This window comes from Pseudomonas fluorescens, from assembly GCF_030344995.1.
Lineage (GTDB): Bacteria > Pseudomonadota > Gammaproteobacteria > Pseudomonadales > Pseudomonadaceae > Aquipseudomonas > Aquipseudomonas fluorescens_BF.
The window spans coordinates 5,427,464-5,452,922 of the sequence record NZ_CP128260.1 but is presented as its reverse complement, the minus strand read 5'-3'; the positions used below and the strand labels follow the sequence as shown (position 1 = coordinate 5,452,922).

Below are 25,459 nucleotides of genomic sequence, written 5' to 3'. Positions count from 1 at the left end.
CGGAATAGTTCATTATGTCGGCGACTCAAAATTACGGCACTGGCCGTCGCAAGACCGCAACCGCACGCGTTTTCCTGCGTCCGGGTACTGGTAACATCTCCATCAACAACCGCTCCCTGGACACGTTCTTCGGTCGCGAAACTGCCCGCATGGTAGTTCGTCAGCCGCTGGAACTGACTGAGACTGTCGAGAAGTTCGACATCTACGTCACCGTCATCGGTGGTGGTGTAAGTGGTCAGGCTGGCGCAATCCGCCACGGCATCACTCGCGCTCTGATGGACTACGACGAAACCCTGCGTAGCGCTCTGCGCAAAGCTGGCTTCGTTACTCGCGACGCCCGTGAAGTTGAACGTAAGAAAGTTGGTCTGCGTAAAGCGCGTAAGCGTCCGCAGTACTCGAAGCGTTAATTTCGCTTCCACGTTCAAAAAGAACGCCCGATTCCTCACGGAACCGGGCGTTTTTTTATGCGTGCGATTTCTTGAATAATTGCGCTGTGACAACTTGCCACATTCGTAGACCCCCTATACTACAAGGCTTGAGGGCCAGCCCTCCGGGTAATTACCTTGTCAGAATTGGGGGTTTTCATTACCATTCGGCAAAATTTTTATAAGTACATAGTTTCAATTTAGTAGACGCCTGATTTAACAGGCCACAAAGCTGATGGGAGAGGACTGAATGAGCAATGACGGCGTGAATGCAGGCCGGCGTCGCTTCTTGGTAGCAGCCACATCCGTGGTGGGTGCTGCAGGAGCGGTGGGGGCTGCGGTCCCGTTCGTGGGGTCATGGTTTCCCAGTGCCAAGGCGAAGGCTGCCGGAGCACCGGTGAAAGTGAATGTCAGCAAAATCGAGCCAGGGCAGCAGATGATTGCTGAATGGCGCGGCCAGCCGGTGTTCATTGTCCGCCGTACCGAGGAAATCCTGGGGAATCTCAAGAAGATCGAGGGCCAGCTCTCCGATCCGACCTCCAAAAACTCCACGCAACCCACTTATGTCGACCCTGAAGTGCGTTCGATCAAGCCGGAAATTCTCCTGCTGATCGGGATCTGCACTCACCTGGGTTGCTCACCGACCTTCCGTCCCGAAGTGGCACCCGCGGATCTGGGCAAGGACTGGGTAGGCGGCTATTTCTGCCCTTGCCACGGTTCCCACTACGATCTGGCTGGCCGCGTCTACAAGTCGCAACCTGCGCCTTTGAACCTGCCAGTACCCCCGCATTCCTATGAGACCGATGACCTGATTGTCATTGGCGTCGATACGGAGAAAGCGTGATGAGCAAGTTCATGGATTGGGTTGATGCACGCTTCCCCGCCACCAAAATGTGGGAAGACCATCTCAGCAAGTATTACGCTCCAAAAAACTTCAACTTCTTCTACTTCTTCGGCTCGCTGGCGCTGCTCGTTCTGGTCAACCAGATCGTCACCGGTGTCTGGCTGACCATGAGCTACACCCCGTCGGCGGAAGAAGCGTTCGCTTCCGTCGAATACATCATGCGCGACGTCGAGTACGGTTCGATCCTGCGTTTGCTGCACTCCACCGGCGCTTCGGCGTTCTTCATCGTGGTCTATCTGCACATGTTCCGTGGCCTGCTCTACGGTTCGTACCAGAAACCGCGTGAGCTGGTGTGGGTCTTCGGCATGCTGATTTATCTGGCGCTGATGGCCGAAGCCTTCATGGGTTACCTGCTGCCGTGGGGCCAGATGTCCTACTGGGGTGCCCAGGTGATCATCTCGCTGTTCGGCGCGATCCCGGTCATCGGCAACGACCTGACCCAGTGGATCCGTGGTGACTACCTGATTTCCGGGATCACCCTGAACCGCTTCTTCGCCCTGCACGTGGTTGCACTGCCGATCGTGATTCTCGGTCTGGTGGTGCTGCACATCCTGGCACTGCACGAAGTCGGTTCGAATAACCCGGACGGCGTGGACATCAAGAAGCACAAAGACGAAAACGGTATCCCGCTGGACGGCATCGCCTTCCACCCGTACTACACCGTGAAAGATATCGTCGGCGTCGTGGTGTTCCTGTTTATCTTCTGTTTCATTGTGTTCTTCTTCCCGGAAATGGGCGGTTACTTCCTCGAAAAACCTAACTTCGAGCAAGCCAACCCGTTCAAGACGCCTGAGCACATTGCACCGGTCTGGTACTTCACACCGTTCTACGCAATCTTGCGTGCGGTCCCTGACAAGCTCATGGGCGTTATCGCGATGGGGGCGGCAATTGCGGTGCTGTTCGTCCTGCCGTGGCTCGACCGCAGCCCGGTCAAGTCGATGCGCTATAAAGGCTGGATGAGCAAGATCTGGCTCGTGGTGTTCTGCATTTCGTTCGTGATCCTCGGCATTCTGGGCGTTCTGGCCCCGACGCCAGGCCGCACGCTGCTGTCGCAGGTCTGCACCTTCCTGTACTTCGCCTACTTCATTCTGATGCCGTTCTACACCAGGCTCGAGAAGACCAAACCGGTTCCGGAAAGGGTGACTGGCTGATGAAAAAGTTATTTTTTGCTCTGATTTTTGCTGCTCTGCCAGTGCTGTCTTTCGCGGCCGAACACGGTGGTCCGGAACTGGAAAAGGTCGATATCGACGTTTCCGACAAGGCTGCCCTGCAGGATGGCGCGCGTACCTTCGCCAACTATTGCATGGGTTGCCACAGTGCCAAGTTCCAGCGTTACGAGCGTGTGGCCGATGACCTTGGCGTTCCGCACGAACTGATGCTGGAAAAGCTGGTGTTCACCGGTGCCAAGATCGGCGATCACATGAACATCGGCATGCAGCCGGCCGACGCCAAGACCTGGTTCGGCGCAGCGCCGCCTGACCTGACGCTGGTGGCTCGTGTTCGCGGCACCGACTGGCTTTACGGTTATCTGAGGTCGTTCTACGAAGATCCTGCGCGTCCATGGGGCGTGAACAACAAGGTCTTCCCGAACGTCGGCATGCCTAACGTGCTGGTCGGCCTGCAAGGTCGTCAGGTCGTGGGTTGCAAACAGGTACAGATCGTCGAAGACGGCAAGAAGCAATATGACCCGCTGACCGGTACGCCTCTGACTCATGAAGCGTGCGATCAACTGACCATCGTGCCGAAAACCGGAACCCTCAACGAAGAGCAGTTCGATGAGAAGGTCAAGAATCTGGTAACCTTCCTGGCTTACTCGGCTAACCCGGTTAAGCTGCAACATCAGCGCATCGGTACTTACGTCTTGCTGTACCTGGCGTTCTTCTTTGTGTTCGCCTACCTGCTCAAGCGTGAATACTGGAAAGACGTGCACTGATACGCTTCAAGCAATTGCTGTTAATCGCGCGCGCCCAAGGGCGCCTCTGAAAACGCAACGCCTGGTTCGCCAGCGGTGCGGGAGGCGCCCTCTGGGCGCGCGCGTTTTTCCGGCTCCGACTATTTCAACAAGCGAGGAGGATCGCCATGGGCGTGACCAATCGGTTGGCCTGTTACTCCGACCCCGCCGACCACTATTCCCACCGAGTGCGCATCGTGCTTGCAGAGAAGGGTGTCAGCGCCGAAATCATTTTTGTGGAGGCTGGCCGTCAGCCACCTAAACTGATTGAAGTGAACCCTTACGGCAGTCTGCCCACGCTGGTCGATCGTGAACTGGCGTTGTGGGAGTCGACCGTGGTGATGGAGTACCTGGATGAGCGTTACCCGCATCCGCCATTGATGCCTGTGTACCCGGTGGCGCGTGCCAACAGCCGTCTGCTGATTCACCGCATTCAGCGCGACTGGTGTGGTCTGGTGGATCTGATTCTGGATTCGCGCACCAAGGAAGCGGCTCGTGCCGTGGCGCGCAAGGAATTGCGCGAAAGCCTGACGGGCGTGTCGCCGCTGTTTGCCGACAAGCCGTTTTTCCTCAGTGAGGAACAAAGTCTGGTGGATTGCTGCCTATTGCCAATACTCTGGCGTTTGCCGATTCTGGGTATAGAACTGCCGCGGCCGGCCAAGCCGCTGCTTGATTATATGGAGCGTCAGTTTGCGCGTGAGGCTTTCCAGGCGAGTCTGTCTGGTGTCGAACGCGACATGCGCTAAGGCTTAAGGAGCCGCTATGAACTCCAGTCGACCTTATCTGGTCCGCGCGCTCTACGAGTGGATTGTGGATAACGATTGCACCCCGCACATGCTGGTCAATTCCGAGTACCCGGCAGTGCAGGTACCACAGGGTTTTGCCAGCGACGGGCAAATTGTCCTGAATATTTCGCCGAGTGCCGTGCGGCACTTGCACATGGACAACGACGTTGTGACCTTCGAAGGTCGCTTCGGCGGCGTCCCGCACAGCCTGTACGTGCCGATTGCTGCAATCCTGGGAATCTACGCCCGGGAGAACGGTCAGGGCATGGTGTTCGATCTGGAGTCGCCGATGGATGACGAAGACGAGATCGAACAGGATGACGATATCCCGCCACCGGACAGCGAACCACCGCGCCCAAGCGGCCGGCCAAGCCTGAAAGTGGTGAAGTAATAAAAAAGGCGATCCGGTTGGATCGCCTTTTTTGTGCTCGCGAAAGCGCTTTCGCAAGCGCCGCCGAGGGCAGATCGTTCTCAGTCGATGTATTCGAACAGCTTCACAATCTTCTGCACACCGGAAACACCCTGAACCAGATTGGTCGCCTGGGCGGCTTCCTGTTTGGTCAGCAGGCCCAGCAGATAGACGATACCGTTCTCGGTCACGACCTTGATGCGCGAGCCGGGAATGCTGGCATCGGTGAGCATCTGGGTCTTGATCTTGGTGGTCAGCCAGGAGTCGTTCTGGCGGGCAATGAAGCCAGAAGGTGCGATCACTTGCAGTTCGTTATGGACCTTTTTCACGCGCTGAACGTTAGCGGCTGCCTGTTCGGCTTTCTCCTTGAGGTCTGCGCGCGGGGTCTGGCCGGCCAGCAGCACGACGCCGTTGAAGCTGGTGACGACGATGTGCGAGTCGTTGTCCAGGGCCGGATCGGCCTTGGCCACGTTGACGCCGACTTTGGTTTCGATCAGCGAGTCATCGATCTTGCTGCCGAAAGTGCGGGTGCCACGGTCGTCTTCGATCGGCGCTTCACGGCTGGCATTCACCACCGACGTGCAGCCGCTGATGCCGAGGCACAGGGTCAAGGCCAGAAGGCCAAGGCGATTAGGGGTCATTCTTCACTCCCGAACAGTTGGCTGTCGATCAGATCGCAAAGGCAATGGATCGCCAGCAAGTGGACTTCCTGAATACGTGCGGTGACGTTGGCCGGTACACGGATCTCGACGTCTTCGGGCAGCAGCAGCGAAGCCATGCCGCCGCCATCGCGTCCGGTCAATGCTACGACAATCATTTCGCGATCATGTGCGGCCTGGATCGCCTGAATAATGTTCGCCGAGTTGCCGCTGGTCGAAATCGCCAGCAACACATCACCCGGCTGGCCGAGTGCGCGGATCTGCTTGGAGAACACTTCGTTGTAGCTGTAGTCGTTGGCGATCGAGGTGATGGTCGAGCTGTCGGTGGTCAGCGCGATCGCCGGCAGGCTAGGGCGCTCACGCTCGAAACGGTTGAGCAGTTCCGAAGAGAAGTGCTGGGCATCGCCGGCCGAGCCGCCGTTACCGCACGAGAGCATTTTGCCCTCGTTGAGCAGGGCGTTGACCATCACCTGGCTGGCTTGCTCGATGTGCGGTGCAAGTACGTCCATCGCCTGTTGCTTGGTGTCGATGCTGGCCTGAAAAAGCTGGCGAATTCGGGATTGCATGTCCATCTGTGTGACCTTAATTAGCGCGGCTGTCCGGCACGTGAATGTGCAGCCCGCAAAGCAAAGAGCAAAAGTGTTGAGTGAAAGTGTCCGGGTCGGAGTGGGCGGTCAACTGTCGAACGCATTCTGCAACCAGTTCAGCTGACCCTGGTGACTGTCGATGGCCACCACGTCGAAGCGGCAGGGGGAATTGGCCCAACGCGACTCGCGCTGAAGAAAAAACTGCGCGGCGAAAATCAGTTTCTGCCGTTTGCGCCCATCGATGCTGTCGAGTGCGCCACCCCATTGAGTGTTCTTTCGGTAACGGACTTCGACGAATACTACTGTATCGCCATCAAGCATGACCAGATCAAGCTCGCCGCGTTTGCATGACCAGTTCTGCGCCAGCAGGCGCAGACCCTGGTGTTGCAGATGCTCGAGCGCCTGGCGCTCGGCATCCTTGCCGCTTTGCAGGTGTGACCTGTCGGGCATCAGCGTGGAGTGTCCGGCAGGCGCTGGATCTGGCCGCTGACAAACTGCGCCCATGGCAACTGACGTACGACGCGCTGGGACTGGGTCATGCCCAGGCTGCCCGATTGACCTTCGATGCGGCTGTCCGGCAGTGCCTTGAGCTGATCCAGGCGTGGCGCCAGGCGATAGGCATCGACGCCCATCGCGTACAGGCGGCCGAGGCTACCGGCGGCTTGTGGCCATTGCGCGGTGACCTGCTGGCGCAGCGGATCGCTGGTTTCCAGCAGCCACGGGGTTTCGCAGAAGCGCACGCCGTTCATGTCGTTGTACTGGTTGACGTCACCGCTGGCGCTGAACACGTGGGAGGTCGCGTAGACCGGCACGTCACCGGCGTACTGGAAGTTCAGGGTCGGCTTGATCTGCTGCGCCTGCTGCGGGGTGGCGGCGAGGAAGATGAATTCGATGTCCTGGCGACGCGAAGGCTGGGCGGCAACGTTGGTGCCGGCAGCATTCTGCAGGCTCTTGGCGCGGGCTTCGCTCTGACGCAGCTGGAACATGTCGGCGATCTGCTGGGCGAGTTGCACTGGCTGGTCGACACGTTCGGTGGCGACGATGCTGCCGCCGTTGGCTTGCCAGTCCTGGCTGAACGCGCGCAGGACGCGATCGCCCCATTCGCCTTTCGGCACCATGATGGCGGCGCGATGCAGGCCGTCGGCACGGGCGCGGCGGGAAACTTCGCGGGCTTCGTCTTCAGCGGCCAGACCAAACTGGAACAGCTGCGCCGGGCCTTGATCACCTTCGCTGTAGTTCAGGGCGAGGGTGGTGATCGGCAGTTGCGGGCGAGTGCTCAACTGTTTGACCAGCGGCTTTTCCAGCGGGCCGACGACCAGTTGCACGCCATCGGCCTGGGCCTTGCGGTAGAACTCGTCGAGGTTGGTCAGTTTCGAGCTGTCATAGAACTCGATGGCCGGTGGTTTCTGGCCGGCTTGCTGAGCCTGATAGTGCGCAGCCATGAAGCCGTCACGCAGGGCCTTGCCGACCGAGGCCAGTGGGCCGTCCTGTGGCAGGAGCAGGGCGATCTTGCTCAGGGGCTGGCTGGCCAGTTCCTTGAGTTTGGTCAGGGGCAGCGGCAGGTTGATTGCGGCTGGGTGTTTCGGATGCTGGTTGCGCCAGTTGTCGATGGCGGCTTGCTGTTGCTCCAGGGTGCCGGCGGTTTTCACCGCCAGGGCCAGGCTCATCCAGCCGCCGAGGTCATCGGTGGTGTTCGCTTGCAGTTGATCGGCCGGCAGCGACGCAATCAGGGTCCAGATCGCTTCGTGGTTCTTGCTGGCGGCTTCGCCTTCCAGCATCGGCGCGATGAAGATGCGCTCGCGGGCGGCAGCCAGGGTCTGGCCGTCGGCTTCAAGGGCGCGGGCGTGAACGGTGCCGGCGCGAACTTGCAGTGGTACCGACATCTCGCTCAGGCGTTGCAGGCTTGGATGGCTCAAGGCAGTCAGCGCGGCTTTCGGCTGGTTGCGGGTCATGGCCAGTTCAGCAGACAGCGTGCTGGCGAATGCCTGCTGGCCCGGCTGGAGTTGATCCATCGGTACCTGTTGCAGGATTTGCGCGGACTGTCCCGCATTGCCCTGGCGGTACGCCATGTCTGCCGCACTCAGGCGCAGCAATGCAGCCTTGTCCGGCGATTTGGCCTGGGCAGCCTGTTCGAGCAGTTGCTCGATGGTGGCATCCGGGGTCCGTGGAAGTTCGCCAAGGCTGGAGGAAGGGGAGCTGGCGCAAGCCGCCAGCAAGGCAGCGAGGCAGAGGGCAGTGAACAGCCGCAGGCAAGCGATCATGTAAGTGTTCCTGATACTCGATCAAATTAGCGTCGAATTGTACCCAAGCACTGGCCGGGGCGCGATGTTACTGGCGTGAAACCGTCAATTTAGCTGATACAAAGAGTGCGCAGCCTCACAATGGTGCGACAAACCGTGTCCGACCCGGGCGCATCGTCCGGCGCGTGACGCGTTACAATGGCGGCTTTTACCGATCATGAGGTGTGCGCTTTGACTGCTCCAGGTCCTTTGAATTCCGCTGCGGGCTCGCTTTATGTGGTGGCGACGCCCATAGGCAACCTGGATGACATCAGCGCCCGGGCGTTGAAGATCCTGCGCGAGGTGGCACTGATCGCCGCCGAAGATACGCGCCATTCCCAGCGCCTGATGCAGCACTTCGGCATCTCCACGCCGCTGGCAGCCTGTCACGAGCATAACGAGCGGGACGAAGGCAGTCGCTTTATTACCCGTCTGCTGGCAGGTGACAACGTCGCGCTGATTTCCGACGCCGGTACGCCGCTGATTTCCGACCCCGGTTATCACCTGGTGCGTCAGGCCCGTGCCGCCGGGATCAATGTGGTGCCGGTGCCGGGTGCTTGCGCGTTGATCGCAGCGTTGTCGGCTGCTGGTCTGCCGTCCGACCGTTTTATCTTCGAAGGTTTTCTGCCGGCCAAGGCCGTAGGGCGCAAGGCGCGTCTGGAAGCCATTAAAGAAGAACCGCGCACGCTGATTTTCTACGAGGCGCCGCACCGTATTCTGGAATGCCTGCAGGATATGGAGGCGCTGTTCGGTGCTGATCGTCCGGCATTGCTCGCTCGTGAAATCACCAAGACCTTCGAAACACTTAAGGGATTACCGCTGAGCGAGTTGCGGGCATTCGTCGAGGCGGACAGCAATCAGCAGCGTGGCGAATGTGTCGTGGTGGTGGCGGGCTGGACTGCGCCGGAATCCGAAGATGCTGTCAGCAGCGAGGCGATGCGCATCCTCAATCTGTTGCTGGAAGAGATGCCGCTCAAGCGTGCGGCGGCTCTGGCGGCGCAAATCACCGGTGAGCGCAAAAATGTGTTGTATCAGGTGGCGCTGGATCAGCAAAAAGACGCGTAACCCGTCGCGCAGACCGGTTTGCGGGCTATTAGCGCTTGTTCTTCGGCCGCTCTGCCGTTAACCTGCGCGGCGGAGAGTCGATCGGACAGTCGCTGCCCTCTATGAAAATTAGGGGGGGGAGGAAAGTCCGGGCTCCATAGGGCGAAGTGCCAGGTAATGCCTGGGAGGCGTGAGCCTACGGAAAGTGCCACAGAAAATAACCGCCTAAGCGCTTCGGCGCCGGTAAGGGTGAAAAGGTGCGGTAAGAGCGCACCGCACGTCTGGCAACAGTTCGTGGCTAGGTAAACCCCACTTGGAGCAAGACCAAATAGGGTCCCAAGGCGTGGCCCGCGCTGGGACCGGGTAGGTTGCTAAAGATGTCCAGTGATGGCCATCGTAGACGAATGACTGTTCAAGACAGAACCCGGCTTACAGATCGACTCTCCACCTTTTTCTTTTCCCTGCTTGAATTAAAGGCGACAGGGCTGTTTATTATCAGCAGGCCTGCGCTGGAAATCCGGCAGCGGCAAACGCAGTAATAGCCATTTCCCACCTTGCTTCAATCAACAGCAGAAGCGCTTTTGTAATACCGAAAAAATCTTACTCTTAACAAATTACTTTAACTTTCGAGCGCAGCTTTCAGTGCTGCTTCAAGTTATTGGATAAAAGCATCCGCCAGATTCTCGTTGCTCCTCCTTTTATGCTCCTAAATCTCCGTTCTGTAAGGGTTTTCCTTTAATCCCCGCCTTGACGGTGTGGTGGGCGCATTCCTATAGTGTGCGCAAGTGGCGGAAAGTGGCATGAAGTGGGTTTTTTGAGCTCAAAACGATAAAAATTGGAGAAACGCAGACGTGTTTCGCGGAGCTAACGCTATCAGTCTCGACGCAAAGGGCCGTCTCGCCATGCCGAGCCGGTACCGTGACGAGCTCGATTCGCGCAGTTCCGGCCAGTTGATCGTGACCATTGATGCCGTTGATCCATGTTTGTGTGTCTACCCGCTCGATGAGTGGGAAATTATTGAAACCAAGTTGCGCGCGCTTCCTTCGCTTCGCGAAGAGAACCGTCGTCTGCAACGTTTATTGATTGGTAATGCCGTTGACCTCGAGCTCGACGGCAGTGGTCGTTTCCTGGTGCCGCCGCGTCTGCGTGAATACGCGAAGCTCGACAAGCGCGCGATGCTGGTGGGCCAACTGAACAAGTTCCAACTGTGGGACGAAGATGCCTGGAACGCGGTTTCTGCCGCTGACCTGGCTGCCATACAACAACCGGGCGCCATGCCTGATGAACTGCGTGATCTGATCCTGTGACTATTGATAGCGGCTTTAACCACATCACCGTACTGCTTGACGAAGCCGTCGAGGCTCTCGCCGTACGTCCTGATGGCTGCTATCTGGACGGCACGTTCGGGCGCGGCGGGCACAGCCGGTTGATCCTGAGCAAGCTCGGGCCGGACGGTCGGCTCATCGGATTCGACAAAGATCCTCAAGCGATTGCCACCGGGCAAACGCTAGCGGCCGAAGACGGCCGCTTTGTCGTTGTGCAGCGCAGCTTCGCCGAGCTCGGCTCGGTGGTTGCCGAACAGGGCTTGGCCGGCAAGGTCAGTGGCATCCTGCTGGATCTGGGCGTGTCTTCGCCGCAGCTCGATGATGCCGAGCGCGGCTTCAGCTTCCTCAACGACGGCCCGCTGGACATGCGCATGGATCCGTCCCGTGGCATCAGCGCCGCCGAGTTCGTCAACACCGCGCCGGTGGAAGAAATCGCCCGTGTTTTCAAGGAATACGGCGAAGAACGTTTCTCCGGTCGCATGGCCCGTGCCGTGGCCGAGCGTCGTGACATCACGCCGTTCGAGCGCACCGCCGACCTGGCCGAAGTCCTGAAAGTCGCCAACCCGGCGTGGGAAAAGGGCAAGAACCCGGCAACCCGCGCATTCCAGGGCCTGCGCATTCACGTCAACAACGAACTGGGCGATCTGGAAGCGGGTCTTGAAGCCGCGCTCGAATGCCTGGAAGTGGGCGGTCGCCTGGTCGTGATCAGCTTCCACTCGCTGGAAGACCGTATCGTCAAACTGTTCATGCGCAAGCTGGTGAAAGGCGAAGCCGACAACCTGCCGCGTAACCTGCCGGTTCGCCACGTGGCGTTCGAACCGAAAATCAAAGTCCATGGCAAAGCGCAGACGGCCTCCGACGCCGAACTCAAAGCCAACCCACGTTCCCGTAGCGCCGTCATGCGCGTCGCGGAGAAGCTGCGGTGAGCAAGCTTTTCGCCAAGCCATTGCCCGGCGGCAGCTTTTTCATGCTGCTGCTGTTTATCGGCGTGCTCGTGTCGGCCATCGGCGTGTCTTACAGCGCCCACTGGAACCGGCAGTTGCTCAACGCCCTGTACAACGAACTGAGCGTGCGCGACAAGGCGCAGGCCGAATGGGGGCGCCTGATCCTGGAGCAAAGCACCTGGACCGCCCACAGCCGGATCGAAGTGCTGGCCACCGAACAGCTGAAGATGCATATCCCCGGCGCGGCTGACGTGAAGATGGTGGCGCCATGATGAAACTCGAAGGGGCTCTCTTCCCGTGGCGCTTCCGTCTGGTGGTCGGTCTGCTGGGCATGATGGTGGCCGCGATCTGCTGGCGCATCATCGATCTGCAAGTGGTCGACCGCGACTTCCTTAAAGGCCAGGGCGATGCACGCAGCGTTCGTCACATCCCGATTCCTGCGCACCGTGGCCTGATCACCGACCGCAACGGCGAGCCGCTGGCTGTCAGTACCCCGGTGACCACCCTGTGGGCCAACGCCAAGGAAATGCAGACCGCCAAAGAAAAGTGGCCGGCGCTCGCTGCCGCGCTGGGGCAGGATCCGAAAGCCCTGGCCGAGCGTCTCGAAGCCCAGGCCAACAAAGAATTCATTTATCTGGTGCGCGGGTTGACCCCTGAGCAGGGCCAGGCCGTGCTCGACCTGAAAGTGCCGGGCGTTTACGGCATCGAAGAATTCCGCCGGTTCTATCCGGCCGGTGAAGTGACGGCGCACATGGTCGGCTTCACCGACATCGATGACCACGGTCGTGAAGGTGTCGAACTGGCCTACGATGAATGGCTGGCCGGCGTGCCCGGCAAGCGGCAAGTCATCAAGGATCGGCGTGGACGGCTGATCAAGGATGTCCAGGTCACCAAAAACGCCAAGGCCGGCAAGCCCTTGGCGTTGTCGATTGACCTGCGCCTGCAATATCTGGCCAACCGCGAACTGCGCAACGCGATCATCGAGAACGGCGCCAAAGCCGGCAGTCTGGTGATCATGGACGTGAAGACTGGCGAGATCCTCGCCATGGTCAACCAGCCGACCTACAACCCGAACAACCGTCGCAACCTGCAACCGGCGATGATGCGTAACCGCGCGATGATCGACGTGTTCGAGCCCGGTTCGACCATGAAAGCGATCTCGATGAGCGCCGCGATCGAAACCGGCCGCTGGAAACCGAGCGACACCGTCGAGGTGTATCCGGGCTCCCTGCAGATCGGCAAATACACGATCAAGGACGTATCGAAGACCGAAGGTCCGGTACTCGATCTGACCGGCATTCTGATCAATTCCAGTAACGTCGGCATGAGTAAGGTCGCGTTCGATATCGGTGGCGAAACCATTTTCCGCCTCGCACAGAAAGTCGGCCTCGGCCAGGACACCGGCCTCGGCTTCCCGGGCGAACGTGTCGGTAACCTGCCGAACTACCGCGAGTGGCGCAAGGCCGAGACCGCAACGCTGTCGTACGGCTACGGTATTTCGGTGACTGCGATCCAGCTGGTGCACGCGTTCTCGGCGCTGGCCAACAACGGTCGCCTTGCACCGCTGACTCTGATCAAAACCGACAAGGCGCCGCAGACCACCCAGGTGCTGCCGGAAGCCGTCGCCAAAACCATGCAAGGCATGCTGCAACAAGTGATCGAAGCCCCGCGCGGCGTGTTCCGTGCGCAGGTGCCGGCGTATCACGTGGGCGGCAAGTCCGGTACTGCACGTAAAACTTCGGTCGGCACCAAGGGCTACGCCGAAAACTCTTACCGCTCGCTGTTCGCCGGTTTCGGCCCGATGAGCGATCCACGTTATGCAATCGTCGTGGTGATCGATGAGCCGACCAAGGCCGGTTACTTCGGTGGTCTGGTCTCGGCGCCGGTGTTCAGCCGTGTGATGTCGGGCACCCTGCGCCTGATGAACGTCACCCCGGACAACCTGCCGACCACACAACAGGCCAACGCCACCCCGGCCGTTCCGCTGAAAGCCAATGGAGGGCGCGGCTGATGTCTCTGAGTCTGAACAAGATTTTCCCTCACGCCGGCCACGATCTGTTGATCCGTGAACTGGCGCTCGACAGTCGCAACGTACGCGCGGGTGACCTGTTCCTCGCGGTGCCGGGCGGCAAGTTCGACGGGCGTGCTCACATTGCCGACGCCTTGCAGCGCGGAGCTGCTGCCGTGGCCTATGAAGTGGAAGGCGCCACCGTGCTGCCGATCACTGAAGTGCCGCTGATTCCGGTCAAGGGCCTGGCGGCGCAGCTGTCGGACATCGCCGGGCGTTTTTACGGTGAGCCAAGTCATCATCTGAATCTGGTTGGCGTTACTGGCACCAACGGCAAGACCAGCGTGACCCAACTCGTGGCGCAGGCGCTGGATCTGCTCGGCCAGCATTGCGGCATCGTCGGCACCTTGGGCTCCGGTTTCCACGGCGCGCTGCAAAGCGGCCTGCACACCACGCCGAATCCAATCGCCATGCAAGCGACCCTGGGCGACCTGAAAAAGGCCGGCGCCAAAGCCGTGGCCATGGAAGTTTCGTCCCACGGTCTGGATCAGGGCCGGGTTACCGCGCTGGCGTTCGACGTGGCCGTGATGACCAACCTGTCCCGCGATCACCTCGATTACCACGGCACCATGGAAGCGTACGCCGAGGCCAAGGCCCGGCTGTTCGCCTGGAATGATCTGAAGTGCCGCGTGGTCAACCTCGACGACGATTTCGGCCGGCAACTGGCCGCTGAAAAACGCGAGTCGCGGCTGATCACTTACAGCCTGCTCGACAGCAGCGCCTATCTCTATGTGCGTGAAGCGCAGTTCGATGACCATGGCGTGCGCGCCACGCTGGTGACGCCGCAGGGCGAGCACCATCTGCGCAGCACATTGCTCGGTCGTTTCAACCTGAGCAACGTACTGGCCGCCGTCGGCGCCTTGCTCGGTCTCGACTACGCGCTCGACGAAATTCTCAAAGTGTTGCCGAAACTCGAAGGCCCGGCCGGACGCATGCAGCGTCTTGGCGGCGGCACTCAGCCGCTGGTGGTGGTCGATTACGCCCACACCCCGGACGCCCTGGAAAAAGTCCTGACCGCATTGCGCCCGCATGTCAAAGGTCAACTGCTGTGCCTGTTCGGCTGCGGCGGTGATCGTGATCGCGGCAAGCGTCCGCTGATGGCCGAAGTGGTCGAGCGTCTGGCCGACCGCGTGCTGGTGACCGATGACAATCCGCGTACCGAAGATCCAGCGGTGATTTTCGATGACATCCGCGCCGGTTTCACAGCTGTGGATAACGTCACATTTGTGGCCGGCCGTGGCCAGGCCATCGCACAACTGATCGCCAGCGCCTCGGCGGATGACGTGGTGGTCCTGGCCGGCAAAGGTCACGAGGACTATCAGGAAATCAACGGCGAGCGCCATGCATTTTCCGATCTGGTCGAGGCGGATCACGCCCTGACCGCGTGGGAGGTGGCCCATGCTTAAGGCCCTGAAACTCAGCGAACTGACCAACGCGCTCGACGCCCGTCTGATCAGTGCCGACGCAAGCTTTGACGGCGTGAGCATCGACAGCCGCGCGATCAAGGCTGGCCAACTGTTTATTGCCCTGACCGGCCCGCGTTTCGACGGTCATGACTATCTGAATGAAGTCGCCGCCAAAGGCGCCGTTGCAGCATTGGTCGAGCGCGAAGTTGCCGACAGCACGCTGCCGCAATTGCTGGTCAAGGACACCCGCCAGGCCCTCGGTCAACTGGGTGCACTGAACCGTGCCGCGTTCACCAAACCGGTCGCGGCCGTTACCGGTTCCAGCGGCAAGACCACGGTCAAGGAAATGCTCGCGAGCATCCTGCGCACGCGCGGTTCGGTACACGCGACCCGTGGCAACCTGAACAACGACCTCGGCGTACCGCTGACCCTGCTCGAACTTGCCCCGGAACACAGCGCGGCGGTGATCGAGCTGGGTGCCTCGCGTCTGGGTGAAATCGCTTACACCGTGGGGCTGACCAAGCCGCACGTGGCGATCCTCAACAACGCAGGGACTGCCCATGTCGGCGAGTTCGGCGGGCCGGAGAAAATCGTCGAAGCCAAGGGCGAAATCATCGAAGGGCTGGCGGCCGACGGCGTCGCCGTGCTGAACCTCGATGACAAGGCGTTTGGTATCTGGAAGACCCGCGCTGCCGGTCGCAAAGTGCTGACTTTCGCATTGAGCAACACTCAGGCGGACTTTCATGCAAGCGATCTGGCCACCGATGCCCGTGGCTGCCCGGCGTTCAACCTGCACAGTCCTGAAGGTGTGGAGCGGGTTCAACTGAACCTGCTCGGCACCCACAACGTCGCCAACGCCATGGCCGCCGCCGCTGCCGCTCACGCCCTGGGCGTGTCGCTGTTCGGCATCGCCACCGGGCTTGGCGCAGTACAACCGGTCAAGGGTCGCACCGTCGCGCAACTGGCGAAAAACGGCATGCGCGTGATCGATGACACTTACAACGCGAACCCCACCTCGATGTGCGCGGCCGTTGATATACTCGCCGGCTTTTCCGGCCGCACCGTCCTGGTGCTCGGGGATATCGGCGAGTTGGGCGACTGGGCGGAGCAGGGGCACCGCGACGTGGGCGAATACGCCCGGGGCAAGGTTTCCGCGCTTTACGCCGTCGGGCCGAACATGGTCCACGCCGTGAACGCATTCGGTGAAGAGGCGCATCACTTCGGCACACAGGCCGAACTGATCCAGGCCCTCGATGCCGAGCAGGACACAAACACCACCATTTTGATCAAGGGTTCGCGCAGCGCAGCGATGGAAAACATCGTTGCGGCCCTGTGCGGATCCAGTCTGGAGAAACATTAATGCTGCTGCTGCTAGCGGAGTATCTGCAACAGTTTTACAAAGGCTTCGCGGTCTTCCAGTACCTGACCCTGCGCGGGATCCTCGGTGTGCTGACCGCGCTGGTCTTGTCGCTGTGCTACGGCCCGTGGATGATCCGCACCCTGCAGAACCGTCAGATCGGCCAGTCCGTTCGTAACGACGGCCCGCAATCGCACCTGTCCAAATCCGGTACGCCGACCATGGGCGGCGCGCTGATTCTGTCTTCGATCGGCGTCAGCACTTTGCTGTGGGCTGACCTGAGCAACCGCTACGTGTGGGTCGTGCTGCTGGTGACCCTGCTGTTCGGCGCCATCGGCTGGGTCGACGATTACCGCAAGGTGATCGAGAAGAACTCCCGTGGTCTGCCGAGTCGCTGGAAATATTTCTGGCAGTCGGTGTTCGGCCTCGGTGCGGCGATCTTCCTTTATATGACTGCCAGCACTCCCGTGGAAACCACCCTGATCCTGCCGATGCTCAAGGACTACAGCATTCCGCTGGGCGCAGGTTTCATCGTGCTGACGTACTTCGTGATCGTCGGTTCGAGCAACGCGGTCAACCTCACTGATGGCCTCGACGGTCTGGCAATCATGCCGACGGTGATGGTCGGCGGTGGCCTGGGCATCTTCTGCTACCTGTCGGGTAACGTGAAATTCGCTGAATACCTGCTGATCCCGTACGTGCCGGGCGCAGGCGAGCTGATCGTGTTCTGCGGCGCGCTGATCGGTGCCGGCCTGGGCTTCCTGTGGTTCAACACTTACCCTGCGCAAGTCTTCATGGGCGACGTCGGCGCACTGGCGCTGGGCGCAGCCCTGGGCACCATCGCGGTGATCGTCCGTCAGGAAATCGTCCTGTTCATCATGGGCGGCGTGTTCGTGATGGAAACCCTGTCAGTCGTCATTCAGGTTGCTTCCTTTAAGCTGACCGGTCGCCGTGTGTTCCGCATGGCGCCGATTCACCACCACTTTGAACTCAAGGGCTGGCCCGAGCCGCGCGTGATTGTCCGTTTCTGGATCATCACCGTGATTCTCGTGCTGATCGGCCTTGCCACCCTGAAGCTGAGGTAGAACGAGTGTCTCTGATCGCTTCTGACCACTTCCGCATCGTTGTCGGCCTCGGCAAGAGCGGCATGTCCCTGGTTCGCTTCCTGGCGAACCGGGGCGTGGCGTTTGCCGTGGCCGACACGCGGGAAAATCCACCGGAACTGGCCACGCTCCAGCGTGACTATCCGCACGTGGAAGTGCGTTGTGGCGAGCTGGACGTCGAGTTCCTGTGCCGTGCCGACGAGCTCTACGTGAGCCCCGGCCTGGCGCTGGCGACCCCGGCCCTGCAAGCCGCCGCGGCCCGTGGCGTGAAGCTGTCCGGCGACATCGAGCTGTTCGCGCGTAACGCGAAGGCGCCGATCGTGGCCATCAGCGGTTCCAACGCGAAAAGCACAGTCACCACCCTGGTCGGCGAGATGGCGGCTGCGGCCGGCAAGCGCGTGGCAGTGGGCGGCAACCTCGGTACGCCGGCGCTGGATCTGCTCAGTGATGACGTCGAGCTGTACGTGATGGAGCTGTCGAGCTTCCAGCTGGAAACCACCGACCAGCTCAACGCCGAAGTGGCGACTGTACTGAACATCAGCGAAGACCACATGGACCGTTACAGCGGTCTGCCGGCCTATCACCTGGCCAAGCACCGGATCTTCCGTGGTGCGAAGCAGTTCGTGGTCAACCGTCAGGACGCCCTGACCCGTCCGCTGATGGGCGAGGGCCAGCCGTGCTGGACTTTCGGCCTGACCAAACCCGATTTCAAGGCATTCGGTCTGCGCGAAGAGAATGGCGAGAAATACCTGGCCTTTGAATTCCAGAACCTGATGCCGGTGCGTGAATTGAAGATTCGTGGCGCCCACAACCAGTCCAATGCCCTGGCGGCGCTGGCGCTCGGCCATGCAGTCGGGCTGCCGTTCGACGCCATGCTGGCAGCGCTGCGCACTTTTGCCGGTCTCGAACACCGTTGCCAGTGGGTACGTGATCTGGACGGCGTCGGTTACTACAACGATTCCAAAGCCACCAACGTCGGCGCCGCACTGGCCGCCATCGAAGGCCTGGGCGCGGACATCGACGGCAAGGTCGTGCTGATCGCCGGTGGCGACGGCAAGGGTGCCGAATTCAAGGATCTGCGCGATCCGGTGGCGGCCCATTGCCGTGCCGTGATCCTGATGGGTCGCGACTCCGACAAGATCGGCGACGCGATCGGCGATGCCGTGCCGCTGATTCGCGCGACCACGCTGGTCGATGCGGTCGCCCAATGCCGCGCCGCCGCCCAGCCGGGTGACGTGGTGCTGCTGTCGCCGGCCTGCGCCAGTTTCGACATGTTCAAGAACTACGAAGACCGTGGTCACCAGTTCGTCCGCGCCGTGGAGGATCTGGCATGAGCTTGAGAAACATCATCAAGCCATACCCGTCGCCGCTCATCACCGGACGCGGGATCGACCTCGACTTCCCGATGCTCGCCGGTTGCCTGGCGTTGCTCGGCCTGGGTCTGATCATGATCGCCTCGGCCTCCACCGAAGTGGCGGCCGTGCAGTCGGGCAGCCCGCTGTATTACATGATTCGTCACCTGATCTACGTGGTGCTGGGCCTGGGTGCCTGCGTCGTTACGATGATGATCCCGATCGCCACCTGGCAGCGCCTCGGCTGGATGATGCTGATCGGTGCGTTCGGTCTGCTGGTGATGGTGATCATCCCGGGGATCGGCCGTGAGGTGAACGGTTCGATGCGCTGGATCGGTTTCAGCTTCTTCAACGTTCAGCCGTCCGAGATCGCCAAGGTGTTCGTGGTGATCTACCTCGCCGGTTATCTGGTGCGTCGCCAGAAAGAAGTGCGCGAGAGCTGGATGGGCTTCTTCAAGCCGTTCATCGTGCTGCTGCCGATGGCGGGCCTGTTGCTGATGGAACCGGACTTCGGTGCCACCGTCGTGATGATGGGCGCTGCGGCGGCGATGCTGTTTCTCGGCGGGGTCGGGCTGTTCCGGTTCTCGCTGATGGTGGTGCTGGCGGTGGTGGCGGTGGTGTTGCTGATTCAGATGCAGCCGTACCGGATGGCGCGTCTGACCAACTTCGCCGACCCGTGGGCCGACCAGTTCGGCGCCGGTTATCAATTGTCCCAAGCCTTGATCGCGTTCGGTCGCGGTGAGTGGCTGGGCGTCGGCTTGGGCAACAGCGTGCAGAAGCAGTTCTACCTGCCGGAAGCGCACACCGACTTCGTGTTCTCGGTTCTGGCCGAAGAGCTCGGCGCCGTGGGTTCGCTGTGCACCGTGGCGCTGTTCGTGTTCGTGTGTATTCGCGGCATGTACATCGGTCTGTGGGCCGAAAAAGCCAAACAGTTTTTTGCCGCTTATGTTGCCTACGGGCTGTCGTTCCTGTGGATCGGCCAGTTCCTGATCAACATCGGCGTGAATGTCGGCCTGCTGCCGACCAAGGGCCTGACCTTGCCGTTCCTCAGCTATGGCGGCAGTTCCCTGGTGATCTGCTGCGCCTGCCTTGGCCTGTTGCTGAGGATCGAGTGGGAGAGTCGGACCCACCTGGGCAGTGAAGAGATGGAATTCCATGAGAGCGACTTCGCCGAGGAGCCGAACCATGGGCGCTAACGTATTGATCATGGCCGGCGGCACCGGTGGCCACGTGTTCCCGGCGCTGGCCTGTGCCCGCGAATTCCAGGCGCGCGGCTACACCGTGCACTGGCTCGGCACGCCGCGCGGGATCGAAAACGATCTGGTGCCGGCGGCGGGTCTTGAATTGCACCGCATCAATGCCACTGGCCTGCGTGGCAAGGGCAAGCTGTCGCTGCTCAAGGCACCGTTCATGTTGCTGAAGTCGGTGTGGCAGGCGCGGGCGATCATTCGCCGGTTGCGCCCGGTGTGCGTGGTCGGATTCGGTGGCTATGTGACCGGCCCCGGTGGTCTTGCCGCCAAACTGGCCGGCGTGCCGGTGATCGTTCACGAGCAGAACGCCGTGGCCGGCACCGCCAATCGGTTGCTGGTGCCGTTCGCCGCCCGGGTGTGTGAAGCCTTCCCCGACACCTTTACCCTGTCGGACAGCCGCCGTACCACCGGTAACCCGGTGCGCAGCGAGCTGTTCCTCGAAACACCGCGCCCGGCCCTGGCCGGACGCAAGGCGCGTTTGCTGATCCTGGGCGGAAGCCTGGGCGCAGAGCCGTTGAACAAGTTGCTGCCTGAAGCCCTGGCACAAGTCGCTGCCGACTTGCGTCCGGAAGTGTTCCATCAGGCAGGCAGAAACCACGATGAAGTGACTGCAGAGCGCTACCGCGCCGCCGGCGTGGATGCGCAGGTGCAGCCGTTCATCAAAGACATGGCCCAGGCCTATGGCTGGGCTGACCTGGTGGTGTGCCGCGCCGGCGCATTGACCATCAGCGAACTGGCCGCCGCCGGTCTGCCCTCGATGCTGGTGCCCTTGCCCCACGCGATCGACGATCACCAGACCCGCAACGCCGATTATTTGGCCCGCGAAGGCGCTGCCTTCCTGATGCCGCAAAGAACGACTGGTGCCGCGGACCTTGCCGCGCGCCTGACAGAGGTCTTGATGCAACCGCAACGACTCGAACAAATGGCCCAAGCGGCCCGCCGTCTGGCGAAACCCGAAGCCACCCGTAGCGTGGTCGATACCTGTCTGGAGGTGGCCCATGGTTGAGAATCAGAAAGCCATGCCGCAACCGGAAATGCGCCGCATCCGTCGCATCCACTTCGTCGGGATCGGCGGCGTGGGCATGTGCGGTATTGCCGAAGTGCTGCTGAACCTGGGCTATGAAGTGTCCGGTTCGGACCTGAAAGCTTCGCCGGTGACCGAGCGCCTGGAATCCTTCGGTGCGCAGATCTTCATCGGCCACCGCGCCGAGAATGCTGCTGCCGCCGATGTACTGGTGGTGTCGAGCGCCGTCAACACCTCCAACCCGGAAGTGGCGACTGCCCTTGAGCGTCGTATTCCGGTGGTGCCGCGTGCCGAAATGCTCGCCGAACTGATGCGCTACCGTCACGGCATCGCCGTCGCCGGTACCCACGGCAAAACTACGACCACCAGCCTGATCGCTTCGGTGTTCGCGGCCGGTGGCCTGGATCCGACCTTCGTCATCGGTGGCCGTCTGAATGCTGCGGGCACCAATGCCCAGCTCGGCACCAGCCGCTACCTGATCGCCGAGGCCGATGAGAGCGACGCCAGCTTCCTGCACCTGCAACCGCTGGTGGCCGTGGTCACCAACATCGACGCCGACCACATGGCGACCTACGACGGCGACTTCAACAAGCTGAAGAAAACCTTCGTCGAGTTCCTGCACAACTTGCCGTTCTACGGTCTGGCAGTGATGTGCCTGGACGATCCGGTGGTGCGTGAAATCCTGCCGCTGGTGAAGCGTCCGACCGTCACCTACGGCTTCAGCGAAGACGCCGACGTGCGCGCGATCAATGTTCGCCAGCAGGGCATGCAGACTTTCTTCACCGTGCTGCGTCCCGAGCGCGAGCCGCTGGATGTGTCCGTGAACATGCCGGGCAACCACAACGTGCTCAACGCACTGGCCACCATCTGCATTGCCACCGACGAAGGCGTCAGCGATGAAGCCATCGTCCAGGGCCTGTCCGGGTTCCAGGGTGTCGGCCGACGCTTCCAGGTCTACGGCGAACTGCCAGTGGACGGCGGCAACGTGATGCTGGTCGACGATTACGGTCACCACCCGACCGAAGTCGCAGCGGTCATCAAAGCCGTGCGCGGTGGCTGGCCTGAGCGCCGTCTGGTGATGGTTTACCAGCCGCACCGCTACAGCCGCACCCGCGACCTGTACGACGATTTCGTCAATGTACTGGCCGACGCCAACGTGCTGCTGCTGATGGAAGTCTATCCGGCCGGCGAAGAGCCGATCCCGGGCGCGGACAGCCGCAAGCTGTGCAACAGCATCCGTCAGCGCGGTCAGCTCGACCCGATCTACATCGAGCGCGGCGTCGACCTGGCGCCGCTGGTCAAGCCGCTGCTGCGCGCCGGCGACATTCTGCTGTGCCAGGGCGCCGGTGATATCGGCGGTCTTGCACCGAAACTGTTGAAAAGCGAGTTGTTCGCCGGTGCCGTGGCGGCATCGGTCGAGGGGAAGTTGAAATGACTGCTGCCTACGCCAATCTGTTCTCCACCATCGCCCCGAAAGACTTCGGCCGTGTGGCCGTGCTGTTCGGTGGCCTGAGTGCCGAGCGTGAAGTCTCGCTGAAGTCCGGCAATGCCGTACTCACTGCGCTGCAAAGCGCGGGTGTGGACGCGTTCGGGATCGATGTCGGCGCCGACATTCTGCAGCGCCTGCTGAGCGAAAAGATCGACCGCGCGTTCATCATTCTCCACGGTCGTGGCGGTGAAGACGGCAGCATGCAGGGCCTGCTCGAAGTGGCCGGTATTCCCTACACCGGCAGCGGCATCCTGGCTTCGGCACTGGCGATGGACAAACTGCGCACCAAGCAGGTCTGGCACACGCTCGGGATTCCGACGCCGCGTCACGCCGTGCTGCGCAGCGAGGCCGATTGTATTTCGGCAGCGACGGAACTGGGCTTCCCTTTGATCGTCAAACCGGCGCATGAAGGTTCAAGTATCGGGATGGCCAAAGTGAGTTCTGCGTCCGAGTTGATCGACGCATGGAAAGCGGCCAGTACCTACGATTCGCAAGTGTTGGTCGAGCAATGGATCCACGGTCCGGAGTTCACCATCGCCACCCTGCGTGACCAGGTGTTGCCTCCTATCGCCCTGGGTACGCCACACACGTTCTACGACTACGACGCCAAGTACATCGCCAACGATACCCAGTATCGGATTCCGTGCGGGCTCGATGCCGCCAAGGAAAAAGAACTCATGGACCTCACGGCGCAAGCCTGCGAGGCGCTGGGTATTGCCGGTTGGGGCAGGGCGGACGTGATGCAGGACGCCGACGGCAAATTCTGGTTCCTGGAAGTCAACACCGCTCCCGGCATGACCGATCACAGCCTGGTACCGATGGCAGCGAAAGCGGCCGGTCTGGACTTCCAGCAACTGGTCCTGGCCATTCTGGCCGCCAGTGTCGATGCCGATGGCAAGAAAGAGGCGCGAGGTTAAGACCATGCAAGGCGCACAGCTCAGACATCAGCCACCCGCACCCGGCCGCAAGCCGGTGCCGCGGGGTGCCAGCCGAATGGTGGCCAAAGAGCCGATGTCCGCGCGCCTGCCAAAAGCCAACTTCGGCTTTTTGAAAGGTCTGTTCTGGCCGGTGCTGCTGGTGGCCCTGGGGTTCGGCACTTACGAAGGCGCGCAGCGTTTGCTGCCGTACGCCGACCGGCCGATCACCAAGATCGCCGTGCAGGGCGACCTGAGTTACATCAGCCAGCAAGCAGTGCAGCAGCGGATCGCCCCGTACGTGGCGTCGAGCTTCTTCACCATCGACCTGGCGAGCATGCGAACCGAGCTGGAACAGATGCCGTGGATTGCCCACGCCGAAGTACGTCGGGTGTGGCCGGACCAGGTGGTGATCCGCCTCGAAGAGCAACTGCCGGTGGCCCGCTGGGGTGACGAGTCGTTGCTCAACAACCAGGGCCAGGCGTTCACGCCCAAGGAACTGGCGAACTACGAACACCTGCCGCAGCTGTTCGGTCCGCAGCGGGCCCAGCAGCAAGTGATGCAGCAATACCAGGTGCTGAGCCAGATGCTTCGGCCATTGGGCTTCTCGATTGCGCGGCTCGAGCTGCGTGAACGTGGCAGCTGGTTCCTGACCACCGGTGCCGGCAGTTCCGGTCCCGGGATCGAGCTGCTGCTGGGACGCGGCAACCTGGTGGAAAAGATGCGCCGCTTCATTGCCATCTACGACAAGACGCTTAAAGACCAGATTACGAACATTGCGCGCATCGATCTGCGCTACGCCAACGGCCTCGCTGTTGGCTGGCGGGAACCAGTAGCGCCGACGACAGCCCAACCCGCTGTCGCAAAGAATTAAGAAGAGGCAGGACCCATGGCAAACGTGCAAAGCGGCAAAATGATCGTCGGTCTCGATATCGGCACCTCCAAGGTGGTGGCGCTGGTCGGCGAGGTTGCGGACGACGGCACGCTCGATATCGTCGGGATCGGCACCCATCCGTCCCGCGGCCTGAAAAAAGGCGTGGTGGTCAACATCGAGTCCACCGTGCAGTCGATCCAGCGCGCGATCGAAGAAGCCCAGTTGATGGCGGGCTGCCGCATTCACTCGGCGTTCGTCGGCGTGGCGGGCAATCACATCCGCAGCCTGAACTCTCACGGCATCGTCGCAATCCGCGACCGCGAAGTCAGCTCGGCTGACCTGGAGCGCGTACTCGACGCCGCTCAGGCCGTGGCGATCCCGGCCGACCAGCGTGTGCTGCACACCCTGCCGCAGGATTACGTGATCGATAACCAGGAAGGCGTGCGCGAGCCGCTGGGCATGTCCGGCGTGCGTCTGGAAGCCAAGGTCCACGTGGTCACCTGCGCCGTCAACGCCGCACAGAACATTGAAAAATGCGTGCGCCGCTGCGGTCTGGAAATCGACGACATCATTCTCGAGCAACTGGCCTCGGCCTACTCGGTTCTGACCGACGACGAAAAAGAGCTGGGCGTGTGCCTGGTCGACATCGGCGGCGGCACCACCGACATCGCGATCTTTACCGAAGGCGCCATCCGCCATACGGCCGTGATCCCGATTGCCGGTGACCAGGTGACCAACGACATCGCCATGGCGTTGCGCACCCCGACCCAGTACGCCGAAGAGATCAAGATCCGCTACGCCTGCGCCCTGGCCAAACTGGCCGGTGCCGGCGAGACCATCAAGGTGCCGAGCGTTGGCGACCGTCCGCCGCGCGAACTGTCCCGTCAGGCCCTGGCCGAAGTGGTCGAGCCGCGTTACGACGAACTGTTCACCTTGATCCAGGCCGAGCTGCGTCGTAGCGGCTACGAAGACCTGATCCCGGCCGGCATCGTGCTGACCGGCGGTACCTCGAAGATGGAAGGCGCCACGGAACTTGCCGAAGAAATCTTCCACATGCCGGTCCGCCTGGGCGTGCCGCATGGCGTGAAAGGTCTGGATGACGTGGTACGCAACCCGATTTATTCCACTGGCGTTGGCTTGTTGATGTACGGCCTGCAGAAGCAGTCCGACGGGATCTCGTTCTCGGGCATCGGCAGCCGCGACAGCTACAGCAACGATGAACCGCAGGCCCCGTTGCTGGACCGTTTGAAGAAGTGGGTTCAAGGCAACTTCTAAAGCTTTACCGCAGCACCGCAACAAACAGCAGTAGG

Annotated in this window: 25 protein-coding genes and 1 other RNA gene; 22 read left to right on the top strand and 4 right to left on the bottom strand. The window is 61.2% G+C overall.

Annotated elements, in window-relative coordinates; genetic code table 11:
• The first annotated feature begins 14 nt into the window (after positions 1–14).
• From rpsI to QR290_RS24415, 6 genes are all read left to right on the top strand, one after another.
• Positions 15–407, top strand: a complete 393-nt coding sequence (gene rpsI, locus QR290_RS24440; protein ID WP_007956794.1) for a 30S ribosomal protein S9 — start codon at positions 15–17, stop codon at positions 405–407.
• Between the two features lie 268 nt (positions 408–675).
• On the top strand, positions 676–1,269 hold the full coding sequence (gene petA / locus QR290_RS24435; RefSeq protein ID WP_007917031.1) for a ubiquinol-cytochrome c reductase iron-sulfur subunit: 594 nt from the start codon (positions 676–678) through the stop codon (positions 1,267–1,269).
• Positions 1,269–2,480: a cytochrome b gene (locus tag QR290_RS24430; protein ID WP_007956792.1), complete on the top strand. Its 1,212-nt coding sequence runs from the start codon at positions 1,269–1,271 to the stop codon at positions 2,478–2,480. The genes petA and QR290_RS24430 overlap by 1 nt, the downstream gene beginning before the upstream one ends.
• Positions 2,480–3,262, top strand: coding sequence for a cytochrome c1 (locus QR290_RS24425; RefSeq protein WP_085610967.1), 783 nt, complete (start codon positions 2,480–2,482; stop codon positions 3,260–3,262). The genes QR290_RS24430 and QR290_RS24425 overlap by 1 nt, the downstream gene beginning before the upstream one ends.
• Positions 3,263–3,408: 146 nt before the next feature.
• On the top strand, positions 3,409–4,026 hold the full coding sequence (locus QR290_RS24420) for a glutathione S-transferase N-terminal domain-containing protein (RefSeq protein ID WP_289203782.1): 618 nt from the start codon (positions 3,409–3,411) through the stop codon (positions 4,024–4,026).
• A 16-nt stretch (positions 4,027–4,042) separates the two neighbouring features.
• Positions 4,043–4,456 carry a ClpXP protease specificity-enhancing factor gene (locus QR290_RS24415; RefSeq protein ID WP_065261496.1) on the top strand — a complete coding sequence of 138 codons (414 nt, stop codon included), beginning with the start codon at positions 4,043–4,045 and terminating at the stop codon, positions 4,454–4,456.
• Between the two features lie 80 nt (positions 4,457–4,536).
• Here the strand turns inward: QR290_RS24415 and QR290_RS24410 are convergent, their stop codons facing one another.
• The 4 genes from QR290_RS24410 to QR290_RS24395 all read right to left on the bottom strand — a co-directional run bounded on the left by QR290_RS24410 (position 4,537) and on the right by QR290_RS24395 (position 7,981).
• Positions 4,537–5,115, bottom strand: coding sequence for a BON domain-containing protein (locus tag QR290_RS24410; RefSeq protein ID WP_115079160.1), 579 nt, complete (start codon positions 5,113–5,115; stop codon positions 4,537–4,539).
• The gene (locus QR290_RS24405) at positions 5,112–5,705 is read right to left on the bottom strand and encodes a phosphoheptose isomerase (protein ID WP_007928463.1); all 594 of its coding nucleotides are present in this window, start codon (positions 5,703–5,705) and stop codon (positions 5,112–5,114) included. The genes QR290_RS24410 and QR290_RS24405 overlap by 4 nt, the downstream gene beginning before the upstream one ends.
• A 102-nt stretch (positions 5,706–5,807) precedes the next feature.
• Complete coding sequence (locus QR290_RS24400; protein WP_115079159.1) at positions 5,808–6,170, bottom strand: YraN family protein; 363 nt, start codon at positions 6,168–6,170, stop codon at positions 5,808–5,810.
• Positions 6,170–7,981, bottom strand: coding sequence for a penicillin-binding protein activator (locus QR290_RS24395; protein ID WP_115079158.1), 1,812 nt, complete (start codon positions 7,979–7,981; stop codon positions 6,170–6,172). Before QR290_RS24395 ends, QR290_RS24400 begins: the two co-directional genes overlap by 1 nt.
• A 177-nt stretch (positions 7,982–8,158) precedes the next feature.
• Between QR290_RS24395 and rsmI the strand changes: the two genes are divergently transcribed.
• The 16 genes from rsmI (at position 8,159) to ftsA (ending at position 25,424) form a co-directional block, all read left to right on the top strand.
• Positions 8,159–9,064 (top strand): 16S rRNA (cytidine(1402)-2'-O)-methyltransferase, encoded by a 906-nt coding sequence (gene rsmI, locus QR290_RS24390; protein ID WP_289203781.1) that lies wholly within the window; start codon positions 8,159–8,161, stop codon positions 9,062–9,064.
• Between the two features lie 73 nt (positions 9,065–9,137).
• Positions 9,138–9,491: RNase P RNA component class A (gene rnpB, locus QR290_RS24385), an RNA gene on the top strand.
• A 403-nt stretch (positions 9,492–9,894) separates the two neighbouring features.
• The gene (gene mraZ, locus QR290_RS24380) at positions 9,895–10,350 is read left to right on the top strand and encodes a division/cell wall cluster transcriptional repressor MraZ (RefSeq protein ID WP_007917012.1); all 456 of its coding nucleotides are present in this window, start codon (positions 9,895–9,897) and stop codon (positions 10,348–10,350) included.
• Entirely contained in the window at positions 10,347–11,294 is a 948-nt protein-coding gene (gene rsmH, locus QR290_RS24375; protein ID WP_039766256.1) for a 16S rRNA (cytosine(1402)-N(4))-methyltransferase RsmH, read from the top strand. Before mraZ ends, rsmH begins: the two co-directional genes overlap by 4 nt.
• Positions 11,291–11,584: a cell division protein FtsL gene (ftsL, locus tag QR290_RS24370; protein WP_289203780.1), complete on the top strand. Its 294-nt coding sequence runs from the start codon at positions 11,291–11,293 to the stop codon at positions 11,582–11,584. Before rsmH ends, ftsL begins: the two co-directional genes overlap by 4 nt.
• Positions 11,584–13,323 (top strand): peptidoglycan D,D-transpeptidase FtsI family protein, encoded by a 1,740-nt coding sequence (locus tag QR290_RS24365; protein ID WP_170928985.1) that lies wholly within the window; start codon positions 11,584–11,586, stop codon positions 13,321–13,323. Before ftsL ends, QR290_RS24365 begins: the two co-directional genes overlap by 1 nt.
• The gene (locus tag QR290_RS24360; RefSeq protein ID WP_115079156.1) at positions 13,323–14,786 is read left to right on the top strand and encodes a UDP-N-acetylmuramoyl-L-alanyl-D-glutamate--2,6-diaminopimelate ligase; all 1,464 of its coding nucleotides are present in this window, start codon (positions 13,323–13,325) and stop codon (positions 14,784–14,786) included. Before QR290_RS24365 ends, QR290_RS24360 begins: the two co-directional genes overlap by 1 nt.
• Positions 14,779–16,146 carry a UDP-N-acetylmuramoyl-tripeptide--D-alanyl-D-alanine ligase gene (locus QR290_RS24355; RefSeq protein WP_289203779.1) on the top strand — a complete coding sequence of 456 codons (1,368 nt, stop codon included), beginning with the start codon at positions 14,779–14,781 and terminating at the stop codon, positions 16,144–16,146. Before QR290_RS24360 ends, QR290_RS24355 begins: the two co-directional genes overlap by 8 nt.
• Positions 16,146–17,228, top strand: a complete 1,083-nt coding sequence (gene mraY, locus QR290_RS24350) for a phospho-N-acetylmuramoyl-pentapeptide-transferase (RefSeq protein ID WP_007956769.1) — start codon at positions 16,146–16,148, stop codon at positions 17,226–17,228. Before QR290_RS24355 ends, mraY begins: the two co-directional genes overlap by 1 nt.
• A 5-nt stretch (positions 17,229–17,233) precedes the next feature.
• Positions 17,234–18,580, top strand: a complete 1,347-nt coding sequence (gene murD, locus QR290_RS24345) for a UDP-N-acetylmuramoyl-L-alanine--D-glutamate ligase (protein WP_115079154.1) — start codon at positions 17,234–17,236, stop codon at positions 18,578–18,580.
• Positions 18,577–19,794 (top strand): putative lipid II flippase FtsW, encoded by a 1,218-nt coding sequence (gene ftsW / locus QR290_RS24340; protein WP_435875056.1) that lies wholly within the window; start codon positions 18,577–18,579, stop codon positions 19,792–19,794. The genes murD and ftsW overlap by 4 nt, the downstream gene beginning before the upstream one ends.
• Positions 19,784–20,854, top strand: a complete 1,071-nt coding sequence (gene murG / locus QR290_RS24335) for an undecaprenyldiphospho-muramoylpentapeptide beta-N-acetylglucosaminyltransferase (RefSeq protein WP_011335863.1) — start codon at positions 19,784–19,786, stop codon at positions 20,852–20,854. Before ftsW ends, murG begins: the two co-directional genes overlap by 11 nt.
• On the top strand, positions 20,847–22,307 hold the full coding sequence (murC, locus tag QR290_RS24330; RefSeq protein ID WP_115079153.1) for a UDP-N-acetylmuramate--L-alanine ligase: 1,461 nt from the start codon (positions 20,847–20,849) through the stop codon (positions 22,305–22,307). The genes murG and murC overlap by 8 nt, the downstream gene beginning before the upstream one ends.
• Positions 22,304–23,278, top strand: coding sequence for a D-alanine--D-alanine ligase (locus QR290_RS24325; protein WP_007956758.1), 975 nt, complete (start codon positions 22,304–22,306; stop codon positions 23,276–23,278). Before murC ends, QR290_RS24325 begins: the two co-directional genes overlap by 4 nt.
• A 4-nt stretch (positions 23,279–23,282) precedes the next feature.
• Entirely contained in the window at positions 23,283–24,149 is an 867-nt protein-coding gene (locus QR290_RS24320) for a cell division protein FtsQ/DivIB (protein ID WP_115079151.1), read from the top strand.
• Positions 24,150–24,164: 15 nt separating this feature from the next.
• Positions 24,165–25,424, top strand: coding sequence for a cell division protein FtsA (gene ftsA, locus QR290_RS24315; protein WP_065261511.1), 1,260 nt, complete (start codon positions 24,165–24,167; stop codon positions 25,422–25,424).
• The last annotated feature ends 35 nt before the right edge of the window (positions 25,425–25,459 follow it).

Bases quoted from the DNA above. Each gene is read 5' to 3' on its own strand.
- rsmI (WP_289203781.1), top strand. From the start codon at position 8,159: ATGGCGGCTTTTACCGATCATGAGGTGTGCGCTTTGACTGCTCCAGGT.
- rpsI (WP_007956794.1), top strand. From the start codon at position 15: ATGTCGGCGACTCAAAATTACGGCACTGGCCGTCGCAAGACCGCAACC.
- QR290_RS24395 (WP_115079158.1), bottom strand. From the start codon at position 7,981: ATGATCGCTTGCCTGCGGCTGTTCACTGCCCTCTGCCTCGCTGCCTTG.
- QR290_RS24415 (WP_065261496.1), top strand. From the start codon at position 4,043: ATGAACTCCAGTCGACCTTATCTGGTCCGCGCGCTCTACGAGTGGATT.
- mraY (WP_007956769.1), top strand. From the start codon at position 16,146: ATGCTGCTGCTGCTAGCGGAGTATCTGCAACAGTTTTACAAAGGCTTC.
- QR290_RS24420 (WP_289203782.1), top strand. From the start codon at position 3,409: ATGGGCGTGACCAATCGGTTGGCCTGTTACTCCGACCCCGCCGACCAC.
- murC (WP_115079153.1), top strand. From the start codon at position 20,847: ATGGTTGAGAATCAGAAAGCCATGCCGCAACCGGAAATGCGCCGCATC.
- QR290_RS24320 (WP_115079151.1), top strand. From the start codon at position 23,283: ATGCAAGGCGCACAGCTCAGACATCAGCCACCCGCACCCGGCCGCAAG.
- QR290_RS24410 (WP_115079160.1), bottom strand. From the start codon at position 5,115: ATGACCCCTAATCGCCTTGGCCTTCTGGCCTTGACCCTGTGCCTCGGC.
- ftsW (WP_435875056.1), top strand. From the start codon at position 18,577: ATGAGCTTGAGAAACATCATCAAGCCATACCCGTCGCCGCTCATCACC.
- QR290_RS24365 (WP_170928985.1), top strand. From the start codon at position 11,584: ATGAAACTCGAAGGGGCTCTCTTCCCGTGGCGCTTCCGTCTGGTGGTC.
- QR290_RS24425 (WP_085610967.1), top strand. From the start codon at position 2,480: ATGAAAAAGTTATTTTTTGCTCTGATTTTTGCTGCTCTGCCAGTGCTG.
- QR290_RS24360 (WP_115079156.1), top strand. From the start codon at position 13,323: ATGTCTCTGAGTCTGAACAAGATTTTCCCTCACGCCGGCCACGATCTG.
- QR290_RS24325 (WP_007956758.1), top strand. From the start codon at position 22,304: ATGACTGCTGCCTACGCCAATCTGTTCTCCACCATCGCCCCGAAAGAC.
- murG (WP_011335863.1), top strand. From the start codon at position 19,784: ATGGGCGCTAACGTATTGATCATGGCCGGCGGCACCGGTGGCCACGTG.
- QR290_RS24430 (WP_007956792.1), top strand. From the start codon at position 1,269: ATGAGCAAGTTCATGGATTGGGTTGATGCACGCTTCCCCGCCACCAAA.
- QR290_RS24355 (WP_289203779.1), top strand. From the start codon at position 14,779: ATGCTTAAGGCCCTGAAACTCAGCGAACTGACCAACGCGCTCGACGCC.
- petA (WP_007917031.1), top strand. From the start codon at position 676: ATGAGCAATGACGGCGTGAATGCAGGCCGGCGTCGCTTCTTGGTAGCA.
- QR290_RS24400 (WP_115079159.1), bottom strand. From the start codon at position 6,170: ATGCCCGACAGGTCACACCTGCAAAGCGGCAAGGATGCCGAGCGCCAG.
- ftsA (WP_065261511.1), top strand. From the start codon at position 24,165: ATGGCAAACGTGCAAAGCGGCAAAATGATCGTCGGTCTCGATATCGGC.
- QR290_RS24405 (WP_007928463.1), bottom strand. From the start codon at position 5,705: ATGGACATGCAATCCCGAATTCGCCAGCTTTTTCAGGCCAGCATCGAC.